General features: G+C 65.9%; 12 protein-coding genes. 2 read left to right on the top strand and 10 right to left on the bottom strand.

The features are described from left to right. Nucleotides 1–40: 40 nt before the first annotated feature. From ACLE20_RS03905 to ACLE20_RS03915, 3 genes are all read right to left on the bottom strand, one after another. The gene (locus ACLE20_RS03905) at nt 41–1,105 is read right to left on the bottom strand and encodes a substrate-binding domain-containing protein (RefSeq protein ID WP_410938914.1); all 1,065 of its coding nucleotides are present in this window, start codon (nt 1,103–1,105) and stop codon (nt 41–43) included. Nucleotides 1,106–1,178: 73 nt separating this feature from the next. Continuing rightward, a complete protein-coding gene (locus ACLE20_RS03910) occupies nt 1,179–2,150 on the bottom strand; it encodes a sugar phosphate isomerase/epimerase family protein (protein WP_410939138.1) in 972 nt (323 codons plus the stop codon). A 346-nt stretch (nt 2,151–2,496) separates the two neighbouring features. Next, the gene (locus ACLE20_RS03915; RefSeq protein ID WP_410938915.1) at nt 2,497–3,324 is read right to left on the bottom strand and encodes an SDR family NAD(P)-dependent oxidoreductase; all 828 of its coding nucleotides are present in this window, start codon (nt 3,322–3,324) and stop codon (nt 2,497–2,499) included. A 112-nt stretch (nt 3,325–3,436) separates the two neighbouring features. On the opposite strand from ACLE20_RS03915, the gene ACLE20_RS03920 reads away from it, so the two are divergent. Then, nucleotides 3,437–4,393, top strand: coding sequence for a LysR substrate-binding domain-containing protein (locus ACLE20_RS03920; protein WP_410938916.1), 957 nt, complete (start codon nt 3,437–3,439; stop codon nt 4,391–4,393). Nucleotides 4,394–4,403: 10 nt separating this feature from the next. Here ACLE20_RS03920 and ACLE20_RS03925 read toward each other — a convergent pair whose 3' ends face one another. The 7 genes from ACLE20_RS03925 to ACLE20_RS03955 all read right to left on the bottom strand — a co-directional run bounded on the left by ACLE20_RS03925 (nt 4,404) and on the right by ACLE20_RS03955 (nt 12,083). Further along, nucleotides 4,404–5,678 carry a DUF5996 family protein gene (locus ACLE20_RS03925; protein ID WP_410938917.1) on the bottom strand — a complete coding sequence of 425 codons (1,275 nt, stop codon included), beginning with the start codon at nt 5,676–5,678 and terminating at the stop codon, nt 4,404–4,406. Between the two features lie 54 nt (nt 5,679–5,732). Then, the gene (locus ACLE20_RS03930) at nt 5,733–6,695 is read right to left on the bottom strand and encodes a pirin family protein (protein ID WP_410938918.1); all 963 of its coding nucleotides are present in this window, start codon (nt 6,693–6,695) and stop codon (nt 5,733–5,735) included. Nucleotides 6,696–7,009: 314 nt separating this feature from the next. Continuing rightward, on the bottom strand, nt 7,010–7,777 hold the full coding sequence (locus tag ACLE20_RS03935) for an ABC transporter ATP-binding protein (protein WP_410939139.1): 768 nt from the start codon (nt 7,775–7,777) through the stop codon (nt 7,010–7,012). 10 nt (nt 7,778–7,787) lie between these two features. Then, entirely contained in the window at nt 7,788–8,765 is a 978-nt protein-coding gene (locus tag ACLE20_RS03940; protein ID WP_410938919.1) for an ABC transporter substrate-binding protein, read from the bottom strand. A 52-nt stretch (nt 8,766–8,817) separates the two neighbouring features. After that, nucleotides 8,818–9,657 (bottom strand): ABC transporter permease, encoded by an 840-nt coding sequence (locus tag ACLE20_RS03945; protein WP_410938920.1) that lies wholly within the window; start codon nt 9,655–9,657, stop codon nt 8,818–8,820. A gap of 9 nt (nt 9,658–9,666) precedes the next feature. Further along, nucleotides 9,667–11,016: an LLM class flavin-dependent oxidoreductase gene (locus ACLE20_RS03950; RefSeq protein WP_410938921.1), complete on the bottom strand. Its 1,350-nt coding sequence runs from the start codon at nt 11,014–11,016 to the stop codon at nt 9,667–9,669. A gap of 182 nt (nt 11,017–11,198) precedes the next feature. Then, a complete protein-coding gene (locus tag ACLE20_RS03955) occupies nt 11,199–12,083 on the bottom strand; it encodes an NAD(P)H-binding protein (protein WP_410938922.1) in 885 nt (294 codons plus the stop codon). A 136-nt stretch (nt 12,084–12,219) separates the two neighbouring features. On the opposite strand from ACLE20_RS03955, the gene ACLE20_RS03960 reads away from it, so the two are divergent. Beyond that, complete coding sequence (locus tag ACLE20_RS03960) at nt 12,220–13,158, top strand: AraC family transcriptional regulator (protein WP_410938923.1); 939 nt, start codon at nt 12,220–12,222, stop codon at nt 13,156–13,158. The last annotated feature ends 48 nt before the right edge of the window (nt 13,159–13,206 follow it).

Genomic DNA, 13,206 nt, shown 5'->3' on the forward strand with positions numbered 1-13,206 from the left:
CACCGGCGGCGGGCCGATGTCCCCTTCTGTCTAGGGCGCCTTACTGGGCGGCCTTGGCGTCTTCCATCAGGACAGCGCGGACATCGACGCCTTCGCCCTGATAGCGGGCGAGATTGTCCTTGGTGATCAGCGCCTGCGGCGTGGCGACGACGCGCGGCAGCGTCTGGCCGGCCACGAGGCGGAGCGCCGTTTCGAGCGCCACTTCACCGGTCAGAACCGGGAAGCTGTCGACCGTGCCAGTCAGATCGCCGGCCTTGATCGAGGCATAAGCGTCCGAGATGCCGTCCGTGCCGAACACGGCCACCTTGTCCTGCAGGCCGGCGGCCTTGACCGCTTCGACGATGCCGAGCGCCATGCCGTCATTGTTGGCGTAGAAACCGATCAGGTCGGGATGCTGGTTGAGGATGTTGGTCGCAGCGTCGTAGGAGGTCTGACGGTCCCAATTGCCGGGAACGCTCGCGACGACCTCGAACTTGCCATTCTCGGTGATGGTCGACTTGAAGCCGTCGGTGCGCTGCACGGCGGCATAGACGCCGGCCTGGCCTTCGACAATCGCCACCTTGCCGCCCTGCGGACGGTTCTCGATGAACCACTTGGCAACGCGCACGCCATTGTCGCGCTGGACATTGCCGACATAGTGCTCGGCCTGCGGGATGACGGCATCGTTGACGTTGACGACCGGAATATTGGCGGCCTTGGCCTGCTCCATCACCGGCTGCAGATTGGCGTCGGTCTGCGGCGAAACGAGCAGCACGTTGTAGCCCTGGGTGACCATGCCTTCAGCGATCGTCAGCTGGCCGAGCTGGTCGCCCTCGCTCTGGGCCGCCTGATAGGCGACAGCGACGCCGACCTTGTCGCCGAACTTCTTGTAGCCTTCGCCGAGCGAGCGCCAGTATTCATTGGTCAGCGTCTTCGACACCGCGCCGGCCTTGGTACCCTCGGGCAGCTTCGGGAAGGCGCCGAACTTGGCTTCCAGCTCGGACCAGTCCATGCGGTCCTTCTCGGTATCGGAATTGAGCGGCGCCAGGTCTTGGGCAAGGGCCGCGCCGGCCATGAGGCCGGCGATCAGGCCGGCGGCAAAAGTCGTCTTCAAAAAGGTCTTCATTGGTTTCCTCCCGTGAAAATTTCGTCCGCCCGCGACCTGCGCCGGCGGATGGTCTTGGCAGTGTCGGCAAGCGTTAGCCGAGCATCAGCTCCTGGACGACGGCCTGTGCAGACACGGCGTCCTGTCGGTCAATGGCGCCGGAAAGGCGATTGTCCTGCTCGAGGCGGTCCACCACCGACAGCATCCGCTTGACGGTCTGGATATTCACCTCGCATTCGTGGACCGGATCGAGCCCGGTCATGTCGGGGAAGGTGTCGAAATAGATGGCGCCATCATAGCCGTCGCGGCGGATCTGGCGCAGAAGCTCGACCGTCTGCTGGCCATGCACGGCGCCCACCATCAGCCCGTCGTCGCGCTTCGAATAGCCATCATTGAGATGGACGCCGAGCAGGCGGCTGTAGCGGGCGATCAGCGCCGCGGCATAGGCCGGCTGCTCGTCGGCATAGAGCACATGAGCGAAATCGAGCGTGACGCCCAGATTGGCGGCACTCACCTCATGGATCGCCAGCAGCGTCGTCGCGCAATCCGGCATCAGGCTGTAGGAGCGCGGCTCGTTCGGCTTGTACTCGATGCTGATCATGCAGTCCGGATCATGCGCGCAAACTTCACGGATTCCATCGATCTCGTGTTGCCATAAAGTGGCATAATCGGCCTGAAAGGCGTAGTCGAAACCGTCCTGCCCCAGCCACAGCGTCATCAGCCGCGCACCGGTTTCCCGCGTCGCGTCGATGCCCTTCTTCGTCAGATCTATCGCCTCGCGCCGGACCGCGGGATCCGGATTGGTGAAGGCGCCGATCTTGAAAGCGGGGTTGGTGTAGTAGCGCATGGCAAAACCATTGACGACCAAGCCCAAATCATTGATCCGACGGCCCAAATCAGCCGGGCTCTCGGCACCATGGTCGGGATAGTTAAGATCGAGGTCAGTCAGGCCTTCGACCTTGGCGGCCCGGGCCACCATCTGCATCACGCTCGGCTTGCCAACCAGGTCCGGCCATTCGGCCTGGGGCCGCGAGGCGAAGGAGTTCAGGCGGGTGGCAAATTTCAGCTCGGTCACGGTGGTCGCTCATCTGGTTGTCTCGCTCGTTACTTCACACATTGGAAAAAGTTTGTAAAGTGTAAAGCTGTTGTGCGACGCATCAATTCGTTTCGAAGACGATCATGCGGTGGATGGCGATCGAGGATTTGGAGGAACAGCGGGGGCATTCCGGTCGGCGTGAAGGCGAGAGACCGCACGATCTCCTACGCCGCCCTCAAGCCTTTTTTCGCAGGACCGCGGCGGCCAATGCCTGCAACCGCTTGATTCATCATCAAGCATGGTCCGAGCGAGCAGGCGCGAATGCGCCGGCCGGCCGCTGCCGGCCAGGGGTTGACCGGCAGCGTTCGCTTCAGGACTAGAGGTCCGGGAAATCCGTGCTGAGGGTTGTCTCTTCCCAAGCGGCCATCTCGTCCTGCACCTGGTCTAGCTTCACCCTTGTGCGGCGCAGCGCGTCGCTGCCGAGCAGCAGGTGGATCGGCGGGTTTTCGGCCTTGACCAGCGCCAGGATCGCTTCGGCCGCACGATCGGGATCGCCAGCCTGCCGGCCGGCAGCCGCGTCGAAGGCCGCGGTGCTGCGTCCGATCGTCTCGGCATAGGCCGCATCCGCCGCCGAACTCTTGCGGATCGAATGGTCGGAGAGGAAGTCCGTGCGGAAGGCGCCGGGCGCCACCGCGGTGACCTTGATGCCAAGCGGCGCCACTTCGGCTGCGAGCGCGGCGGAGAACCCTTCGAGCGCGGCCTTGGCAGAGGAATAGAACGCTGATCCGAGCGTCGGTGCGCGACCGGCGACAGAGGTGATGTTGAGGATATGACCATGCCCCTGCCGGCGCAGATGCGGCAGGGCCGCTTTGATGATGCGGAACGGCGCGAAGACATCGACGGCATAGAGCCGCTCGACCTCCTCCGGTGTTGCCGTTTCCGCCGCACCGAGCAGGCCGTAGCCGGCATTGTTGACGATCACGTCGATTGTCCCGACCGCGGCAAAGGCGGCCTCGACGCTCGCTTCGGCGGCCGCGCCATCGGCGAGATCGACGGTGAGGAGATGGAGAGTGCCTGCGCTTTCCTGCAGGGTGGGGGCTGGGCCGCGAACGGTGCCGACCACCGTGTCCCCCTCGGCCAAGGCAGCTTTGGCGAGCGAGAGACCGAGGCCGCGGGAAATTCCTGTGATGAACCATGTCGTCATGGTCTGCTCCTTGATGTGGATGAGACCTGGAAGATGGCATGACCGCTATGGCTTTATAATCACCGGCGAACTAAGAAGCCTTCTTAGCTGAGCTAAACAATAGGCGGCATCGATGGAAGAGATCCTGTCTGGCCAGGACTATAACCAGCTCCGGGCCTTCCTGGCGGTGGCGGAGGCGCTCAGCTTCAGCCGGGCTGCTGCCACGCTTGGGGTTTCGCCTTCGGCGCTGAGCCAGATGGTGCGGGGGCTGGAAGACAGCGTCGGCCTGCAGCTCTTGCACCGGACCACCCGCACCGTTGCGCTGACCGAAGTGGGCGAAGCCCTGTTCCAGCGCATTCGCCCAGCGGCGCGCGAGATGGGCCTGGCGCTGAACCAGATCGCCGAGAGCCGCGAGAACCCGGCCGGCACGGTGCGCGTCCATACCTTCCGCTCCGCGGTGCGCAAGCATATCGACCCGATCCTCGAGAGCTTCACCGCCCGCTATCCAAACGTGGTGCTGGACATCACGCTCGACGATCAGGTGGTCGACATCGTCGCCGGCGGCTTCGACGCGGCGCTGCGGATCGGCGAGGTGATCGAGAAGGACATGGTCGCGGTCAGGCTCGGCCCGGAACTGCGCCAGATCGCGGTGGCCACCCCGGACTATCTCGCCCGCTACGGCGCGCCGCAGCATCCGCGTGATCTCGTCCACCACCGCTGCATCCGCTGGCGATGGCCGGGCGAGGCCCTGCCCTATGCCTGGGAATTCTTCGAGGATGAGGCCTGGTTCAGCGTGGCGGTGGATGGTCCGCTGATCTTCAGCGACAAGGAAAGCGCGCTGGTCGCGACGCTGAAGGGCATCGGCATCGGCTTTCCGATCGAGGACACCGTGCGCGAGCCCCTTGCAGACGGACGTCTCGTTGCCCTGCTCGAACCCTGGTGCGCGCCCTTCCCGGGCCTCTTCATCTGCTATCCGCGCCAGCGCCAGATGGCCCCGGCGCTGCGCGCCTTCATCGACGCGGTGCGAGCGGGCCCGGAGACGCAAGGCGGACAGGCCGCTGCGCGGAGCGTGCCCGCCAAATCGGCATAAGGCCCATCGTTCAGCTGCGGCGCAGCACATCCTGCCATTCGGGGTGCCGGTCGATCTGCGCCTTGGCGAAGGGGCAGAGCGGGATCAGCGCGATGCCGTCGCGCCGCGCATCCTCCACAGCCCGGCGCACCAGCCGCTCGCCGACCTTGCGGCCGCGCAACGCCGCCGGCACCTCCGTGTGGTCGATGATGATCAGCCCCTCGCCGGCCCGGCTATAGGTCATCTCCGCCTCGACGCCATCGAGAATAAGGCGGTAGCGGCCCTTGGCCGGGCCATCCTCGCGCATCACGTCGCTCTCATTCGAAAGGTTTTCCGGCGCAGACGGCTGCGAAGCGGCCTCCGGCAGATGCGGATCGGCCGGGCGGACGCGGCCGGGCTCGCCATGGTCGCAGTCGAGCCCCTCCCGGTCCCACCGGCCAAGCTCGGCCGCCGCCTCATAGGTGGAGGTGAGGAAGGAGAGCAGCGCCGCATCGGGATCGGCTGAGGACTGGACGGCCTCGTAGGGCAGGATGAACTCGCCGAGCGGCTCGTGCCAGAAGGCGCCCTCGGGCTGGACGGCGGCGGCGCGATAGCCACCGGGCGTCGGATAGGCATAGGCGTAGAAGGCCGGATAATCGAGGCCGCCACCACCCGGCCAGAAGCCGGCCGAAGAGACCTCACGGTCGTAAGCCTCCTGCGCCACGCTGTCGGGCAGCGCCGGAATGCCGCCGCGATGGCGCGTGGCGCGCCGGCCCGAGAAACGGGTGACCGCGAGATCGAAGCTGCCCCAGAAAAGATGCACGGGGCTCGACTTGCCGAGGAACCCGGTGCGGAACTGCTTGAAGACACGGTCGATGGCAATCAGGCCCTGATGGAAGCAATGCACCGCCGCGCCGTCATAGGGCCGCTCGCGATCGTCCTCGGCAAAGGGAATCGGATAGGGGACCTCGTTCGGCTGCCCGTTGAACACCGGCGTGCCGCCGAGCGCGGTCACCAGCTGCAGAAAGGCGGCGTGGAAGGCCGAGACGGTCATCGGCTCGAGCGCGAAGGACGAGACCGCACCCTCGCCATTCATGCCGAGGACGCGGTGGTCGTGAAAATCGAACAGGATTTCGATGCCGGAGCCGTCGGGGATTGGCGACGAGGTCAGCCCGCGCGGCGTCACATAGAAGGTCGCGTGCCAGGAATGATTGAGCCAGGGCGTCTGCGCCAGGCGATATTTGCCGGCAATCTGCAGATAGAGATGCAGGGCCGAACAGGTTTCGCGCCAACTGAGATAGTCGAGCTCGGGCCAAGGGCGGTTCATCGGGGGGTCTCCTTCTCGGGCCGGGCAACCACCCGGTTCATGGTTGCCGGCGTTTCAGGAACGCGGCCGTTCTCGGCCGGAATCATCGGGCAGCGGAATAAAGTCGTCGCGATCGTCGACGGGGAGATCAAATCGCCCCTCGCCCCAGTTCTGCGCCCGCCAGTCAGCCTTTGCCGCTTCGAGCCGCTCGCGCGAGGAGCTGACGAAGTTCCACCAGATATGGCGCGGACCGCCAAGCGTCGCGCCGCCGAGGATCATCAGCCGCGCGCCACGCTCGCCGGCCGCGACGGTGATCCGATCACCGGGGCGCAGCACCATCATCTGCGGCGCGGCGAAGGACTGGCCGGCAATCGACACATCGCCCTCAACGATATAGAGGCCGCGGTCCTCGTGGTCGTCGGGCATGGGCAGAAGCCGGCCGGGCTCGAGACGAACATCGGCGTAGAAGGTTTCGGAAAACAGGGTCGCCGGCGCGCGGGCGCCATAGGCGGTGCCGAGGATCAGCCGGACGGAGACGCCCTGATCCTCGATCATCGGCAGGCTGTCCTGAGCGTGATGTTCGAAGAGTGGCACCATGTCCTCATGGCTTTCCGGCAAAGCCAGCCAGGTCTGGATGGCGAAGAGGCTGTGCGGGCCGCGCCGGCCCTCCTCCGAGGTGCGCTCGGAATGGGAGACGCCGCGCCCAGCCACCATCCAGTTGAGCGCACCCGGCCGGATGACCTGGTCGGACCCGATACTGTCGCGATGATGCAGGTCGCCGCGGAAGAGATAGGTAACGGTACCGAGCCCGATATGGGGATGCGGCCGGACATCGATTCCCTTCCCCGTCAGGAGTTCGGCGGGGCCTGCCTGATCGAAGAAGATGAAGGGGCCGACCATCTGCCGCTTCGGCGCCGGCAAGGCGCGGCGCACCTCGAAACCGCCGATGTCGCGTGCCCGCGGAATGATCAGCGTCTCGATCGAGTCCATGCCGACATCATCCGGACATCCGGGGGCAAGGGCAGGGTTCCAACTCATCGGTGTCTCCTCTCGCACGCATCGCCGGTTCCGCGCACCGAGCCGGCTGGGGCGCCCGGCCTTGCTTTCTGGCACGGCCCTTGGCCGGCAGGGCGCGACCATTGCACGGTCGCCCTCGGCCAACAATGCCATGCCAAGACAAGCGGGCCGATGCCGGCCGCCACGGCCGTCGGCACCATCGCATTGCGGGCGCTTTCAGGATAGTGCCGGCTTTCGCAATGCCGTGTTGCAGAACAGGGAACGCCGCCCTGCGTGGAGCAAAGCGACGCTGCCCGATCGATGCCGAGCAAGGGGCGGACGATCGCGCGCCAGCCTTAATGCAGGCCGAAGAGGCCGAGCAGTTCCTCGCGCTGGCGCACGAAGGCCGGCGCCGAGCGGTCGCGCGGGCGCGGCAGGTCGATGTCGATCAGCCGGGGTGCGCCGCCTTTTTCGCGCGGGAGAATGAGGATGCGGTCGGACAGGAAGATCGCCTCCTCCAGATCATGGGTGACGAGCACGGTGGTGACCGCCTCTTCCCGCCAGATGCGCGCCAGCTCCTGCTGCATGCCGATCTTGGTCATGGCGTCCAGCGCGCCGAGCGGCTCGTCGAGCAGCAGGATCTCCGGCTGCACCGCTAAGGCCCGGGCGATGCCGACCCGCTGGGCCATGCCGCCGGAGAGCTGGCGCGGATAGGCGGCCTCATAGCCCTTGAGACCGACGAGATCGACATAGCGCTGTGCGACGCGCCGCGCTTCGCCGCGCGGGCTGCCCCGTGTTTCGAGGCCGAAGCCGATATTGTCGATCACCGTCAGCCAGGGGAGAAGGCGCGGTTCCTGGAAGATGACCGCCCGTTCAGCACCGACGCCCGAGACCCGGCGGCCGTCAATCAGCACCTCGCCGCCATCGGCCTCTTCAAGCCCGGCCAGGATGCGCAGCAGCGTCGTCTTGCCGGAGCCGCTGGCCCCAACGATCGCCAGGCTTTCGCCCGAGCGGATCGTCAGGCTGAGGTCGGCCAGCACCGGCAGCGGCCGGCCGTTAAGGGTGAAGGACTTGGAGAGGTGACGAAGGCTCACCTCTCCGCGCAGCGCCTGAGCGACAGCCATCATCGCCTCGTCAATTGCTGGCCGAAGCGGCGTCGTAGAGGATCGTCTTGGCGACGAGCTGGCCGGGCTTCAGCTTGCCTTCCCGCTCCAGCACATCGATCCAGAACTGCACGTCGCGCTCGGTCGCCTTGCCGCCGGGGCGCACGCCGAAGCCACGGAAATATTGCGCGATCTCGCCATTCTCACCACGTGCCGATAGCGCCTTGGCGAAGATCGCCTTGGTCTCTTCGGGATGTTCGCGGGCATAATCGAGCGCGCGCTGCGATTGTTCGACGAAGACCTTGGCCAGATCCGGATGCGCCTTGATGAAGTCGCGCCGCAGGACGATGAAACCTCCGGCGATCTCGCCGAGCACATCGGTGTCCCCGAAGATCGGCCGGATGCCGCCGGCCTTCTTTGCAGCGCCTTCAAAGGTCGTCTGCCAGTAGCCGAAGGCCGAAACATCCACCTGGCCCGAGCGCAGCACCTGTTCGAGCTGCGGCCCGGGCACGACGACGAGGTTGGCGGAATCGGAGGGAAGGCCAGCGGAGTGAAGCGCTTCGCGAGTCGTATAGTCGAGATGGGCGCCGAGCGTGTTGACGGCGATGCTCTTGCCGGCAAGGTCCTTGATCGTCTTGATCGGGCTGTTGTCCAGCACGTAGTAGATCGACTGGACCTCCTTGTTGATGCCGTTCGAGGGATAGGCCGCGACGAAATCATTGCCGCCGGCGATCGAGTTGAGCACCGCGGAGGTGGCCGCGCTGCCGATCTCGACATCGCCGGAGGCAAGCGCGATCAGCGAGGCCGGGCCGCCGGCGGCATAGCCGACATTCTCGATCTTGACGCCCGTATCCTTGAAGTAGCCGAGCTCCTCGGCCAGCTCATAGGCCGAGAGACCGCCCTGGCTGGCGAGGTAGCGCAAGGTTACGCTGTCTGCCGCCTGGGCGATGCTGCCGAGACCGAGCGCGAAGGCCGCGGAGAGAAGAAGCATGCGAGGGTGAAGCGTCATGGCCGACGTCCTTTCGAGAGAGCGATTGCGTAAGTGAGGATGGTGCTGGGCTTCAGGCCCAGCGGCAGAGGCGGCGCTGCAGGAGGACGAGCGCCGCATTCGCGGCCAGTCCCAGAAGCGCCAGAAGCAGGATCGCCGCGAACATCAGCGGGATCTGGAAATTGTACTGGGCATTCATCACCTGGAAGCCCATGCCCTTGTTGGCGCCGATCATTTCGGCGGCGATCAGCAAAAGCAGGGCGGTGGTGGCGGAGAGCCGCAGGCCGACGAAGATCGCAGGCATCGAGGCCGGCAGCACCACCCGCCTAAAGATCGCCAGCCGCCCGGCCCCATAGGTCCGCGCCATCTCGATGAACTTGGGATCGACCTCCTTCACGCCGCCGATGGTGGAGAGAAGGATCGGAAAGAGCGTCGCCCAGAAGATGACGAAGACCTTGGAGGCCTCGCCGAGACCGAGAAACAGAATGAAGACCGGATAGAGTGCGAGGGGAGACGTCTGCCGAAAGAACTGCAGCAGCGGATCGAGCGCCTGCTCGATCGAACGGACCTGCCCCATGAACAGGCCGAGCGGGATGCCGAGCAAAACCGCGGCCGCAAAGGCGATGCCGGAGCGCTGCAGGCTGATGGCGATATCATCCAGCAGCGCACCACTGGCGATTCCCTGCCAGAGTGCCGCGAGAATGCTGTCGAGCGGCGGAAAGATCGACGGATTGACCCATGCGAAGCTGGACGCCGCCTGCCAGAGCACCAGGAAGGCGATGACGAGGCCGTAGCGGCCGAGGAAGGGTACGGCGAGGCCGGTCAGGCGTTTCGGCCAGCCGGATCCGGTCTTGGAGGACGGGTCACGGCCGATGCCAAAGGCACGGCCGAGATAGAGATCATCGATGGACATGGGGTCTCCTCACTCGGCCGCTTGAAGGCGGCTTTGGGCCGCAAATCGATTGACGGGGAAGGGCAGCCCGAGATTTTCTCTGAGCGTGCGGCCCTCATAGGCGGTGCGGAACAGGCCGCGGCGCTGGAGTTCGGGGATCACCAGCTCGACGAAGTCCTCAAGCCCGGTGGGGAGCCAGGGCGGCAGGATGTTGAACCCATCGGCCGCCTCGTTCTCGAACCAGTCCTGCAGCATGTCGGCAATGTCGTCCGGCGTGCCAACGATGGTGTAATGGCCACGGGCGGAGGCCACCCATTGATAGAGCTGGCGGATCGAAAAATTGTTTTCATCGGCGATCTGGCGGATCAGCGCCTGGCGGCTCTTCATGCCTTCGGTCGGCGGCGCCGGAGGCAGGGGGCCATCGAGATCATAGCCGGAAAGATCCAGCGTTCCGCCCGTCAGGCCGTTGAGGAGGCCGATCCCGTCTTCTTCGACGATCAGCGCGGTCAGGCGATCGTATTTCTCCTGCGCCTCCGCCCGGGTACGGCCGATGAAGGGCGAGACGCCGGGCATGACAAGAATATGGTCCGGATTACGCCCGAGGCCGCGCGACCGGCTCTTAATGTCGCGATAGAACTCCCGGGCGGTCTCGATATGCTGATGGGCGGTGAAGATAACCTCGGCCGTTTCCGCCGCCAGCCCACGCCCGTCCTCGGATTGGCCGGCCTGGACGATGACGGGATGCCCCTGCGGCGAGCGCGACACATTCAGCGGCCCCCGGACTTTGAAATGCGGACCGCGATGATCGATCTCGTGCAGCTTGGCGGGATCGAAGAACACGCCGCTTTCCTTGTCACGTAGGAAGGCGTCGTCCTCGAAACTGTCCCACAGCGCCTTGACGACCGCGACATGTTCCGCGGCGCGCTTGTAGCGCTCGGCATGAGGGAGCTGCGTCTCACGGTTGAAGTTCTGGGCCGTCGCGTCACCCGTCGTCGTCACGACGTTCCAGCCCGCCCGGCCGCTCGAGATCAGGTCGAGCGAGGCGAATTTTCGGGCGGTGGTGTAGGGCTCCTCATAGGTGGTCGAGGCGGTGGCGATGAAGCCCAGATGGGTGGTGAAGGGGGCCAATGCGGAGAAGAGGGTGACCGGCTCGAAACCCGCCACCCGCGCATTGCCGCCCTCCCGCGCGCTGCCGAAGCCGATGGCCAGATTGTCCGCCAGGAAGTAAGCGTCGAACAGGCCGCGCTCGGCTGTCTGCGCAAGGCGCTTATGGAACTCAAAGCTGACGGCGCCATCGGCCGGCTGATCGGGATGACGCCAGGAGGCCACATGCTGACCACCGCCCGGTAGAAAGGCGCCCAACCTGATTTTGCGTGTCATCAACCATCCCCTCGCTGCGCTGGCAGGATGGTCAGATTACATTATCTATGACTTAGGTAGAGAAATGCTGTGCCCGAGCCACCGGCTGGGCGCGAATTGGTTTTGCGCCAAGCCGCCCGAAAATGTCATCGACGATCCCGCGCCTGCCCGAGAGGCAGGCGAGCATCGCGGAGATCCTCTGCTCAGGCCACAGCCTGCACCGCCGGCTTGAGCACGGCCTCGCACCAGCCGCGAAAGTCGGTCGTGCCCCTGGCCTCCGGCGTTCGGGCAACGATCCGATCGATACCGTGGCGCTTGGCGATCATCATCTCGACCATTGCGGCGGCCATGCCTGGCGACGCTCCGTAAGAGAGAAGCTGCGCGCCCAGTGCCTCCTCGGGCATCGACTGGTAGCGGATCGGGCGGCCGAGCACGTCGGAGAGGATCGCGGCCATCTGATCACAGGAGAGATCGTCGGGGCCGAGAATCGGCACCTCGGCGACGCCGGTCCAGTGGCGGTTTGTGAGCAGCTCGGCGGCGGTCCGCGCCACATCCATCGAGGCACAGCCCGGCTCCTTCTGGTCGGCGGGCAGAGTGCCGAAGAACACGCCTTGGCCGGCAAGCGGGTGGACCTGCCTGAGCAGGTTCTCCATCAGCGACGGGCAGGTGAGCGCGCGGAAGTGCACGCCGGTCGCCGCGATCAGATCGTCCATCGCGAGCGTCGCACTGACATGGCCGGCCGGCTCCGGCCAGCCGCGGCCGAGCGCAGAGACGGTGACCACATGCTTGCCCTTCAGCGTCTCGAACGCGCCGAGCACGGGGCGCGTGAAGCCGGAATAGGCCGCCTCGGCGCTTTCCGCCTGCGGGTCTCCCGTCACCAGCCAGAAGACCGCATCGGCCCCCTCGAAGGCGCGGGCGGCGACGTTCGGGTCGCCATGCGAGCCCTCGACCACCTCGACCCGCGAAAGAAGCGCGGGCGGCAGCTTTTCCGGATGCCGCGCCACGACGCGCAAAGCCTCGGACCCCGCGGCCAGCTCTTCGAGAAGCTTGCCGCCAATATTGCCTGTTGCCCCGGTGATCACGATCATCTGTCTGTCCTCACTCTCGATCTGGCCACCTACGATCCTTCGCAGGGCGGCTGCTCATCGAAGCTATCCGGCGATATCGGAACGAGCTAGGCTGCAGCGTCCGCATTTCTCTCGCGATCGTTCAGGAGCACCGTCCATGGATCCGCTGTCCGATATTCTCGCCCTCCTCAAGCCGAAGAGCACCGTCTCGGCCGGGTTCTCGGCTGATGGGGACTGGTCGCTGCAGTTCGCCGCCTATGAGGGGATCAAGTTCAATGCGGTGATCGAGGGAAGCTGCTGGCTGAAGGTCGAGGGAGATGCGCCGCCGGTCCGGCTCGAGGCGGGCGACTGCTTCCTCTTGAGCCGCGGCCGTCCCTTCCGACTGGCGAGCGACCTATCCCTCCCCGCCATTGATGCCGCAGCCCTCTTTGCCGCCCGCCGGGAGAATGGGGTCGTCAAGGTCAATGGCGGCGGGTCGTTCTTTCTCTCCGGCAGCCGCTTCACGCTCGACGGCGCCCATGCCGGGCTTCTTCTCGACATCCTGCCGCCGGTCATGCTTCTCGCCGGCGGCGAGGATGGCGAGGCCTTGCGCTGGTCGCTCGACCGGCTGCGTCTGGAATTGCTGCAGCGGCGCCCCGGCTCGGCCCTGGTGGCGGAGCATCTGGCGCAGATGATGCTGGTCCAGGCGCTGCGGCTTTATGCCAGCCAGCATCTTTCGCGGGAGAGCGGTTGGCTCTTCGCCCTTTCCGACCGGCAGATCGGCGCTGCGGTGGCGGCGCTTCACGCGGAGCCCGCCCGCGACTGGCGGCTGGAGGAACTGGCGGCCGGGGTGGCGATGTCGCGCACCGCCTTTGCCGTGCGCTTCAAGCGCCTCGTCGGCCTGGCACCGATGGCCTGCCTCACCCGCTGGCGGATGATGCTCGCCTGCGACCGCCTCTCCCGCTCGCGCGACCCGGTCTCCACCATCGCCGCCTCGCTCGGCTATGCCTCCGAAAGCGCATTCGGCGTGGCCTTCCGCAAGGCGGTTGGCTGCTCGCCGCGCCGCTATGGCCGCCGGCTGGACGGGGAAGACGCGCCGGTCCTCCTCGCCGGATGACGATTTCACTGGGATAGCGCCGGATTTCGCTAGACGTCGCCGCCGACG

The organism is Rhizobium sp. YIM 134829 (genome assembly GCF_046546455.1).

What these genes read in the sequence shown, in the direction of transcription:
- ACLE20_RS03930 (WP_410938918.1), bottom strand. Translation starts at nt 6,695, where the DNA reads ATGAGTTGGAACCCTGCCCTTGCCCCCGGATGTCCGGATGATGTCGGC.
- ACLE20_RS03920 (WP_410938916.1), top strand. Translation starts at nt 3,437, where the DNA reads ATGGAAGAGATCCTGTCTGGCCAGGACTATAACCAGCTCCGGGCCTTC.
- ACLE20_RS03950 (WP_410938921.1), bottom strand. Translation starts at nt 11,016, where the DNA reads ATGACACGCAAAATCAGGTTGGGCGCCTTTCTACCGGGCGGTGGTCAG.
- ACLE20_RS03915 (WP_410938915.1), bottom strand. Translation starts at nt 3,324, where the DNA reads ATGACGACATGGTTCATCACAGGAATTTCCCGCGGCCTCGGTCTCTCG.
- ACLE20_RS03925 (WP_410938917.1), bottom strand. Translation starts at nt 5,678, where the DNA reads ATGAACCGCCCTTGGCCCGAGCTCGACTATCTCAGTTGGCGCGAAACC.
- ACLE20_RS03940 (WP_410938919.1), bottom strand. Translation starts at nt 8,765, where the DNA reads ATGACGCTTCACCCTCGCATGCTTCTTCTCTCCGCGGCCTTCGCGCTC.
- ACLE20_RS03945 (WP_410938920.1), bottom strand. Translation starts at nt 9,657, where the DNA reads ATGTCCATCGATGATCTCTATCTCGGCCGTGCCTTTGGCATCGGCCGT.
- ACLE20_RS03935 (WP_410939139.1), bottom strand. Translation starts at nt 7,777, where the DNA reads ATGGCTGTCGCTCAGGCGCTGCGCGGAGAGGTGAGCCTTCGTCACCTC.
- ACLE20_RS03905 (WP_410938914.1), bottom strand. Translation starts at nt 1,105, where the DNA reads ATGAAGACCTTTTTGAAGACGACTTTTGCCGCCGGCCTGATCGCCGGC.
- ACLE20_RS03960 (WP_410938923.1), top strand. Translation starts at nt 12,220, where the DNA reads ATGGATCCGCTGTCCGATATTCTCGCCCTCCTCAAGCCGAAGAGCACC.
- ACLE20_RS03955 (WP_410938922.1), bottom strand. Translation starts at nt 12,083, where the DNA reads ATGATCGTGATCACCGGGGCAACAGGCAATATTGGCGGCAAGCTTCTC.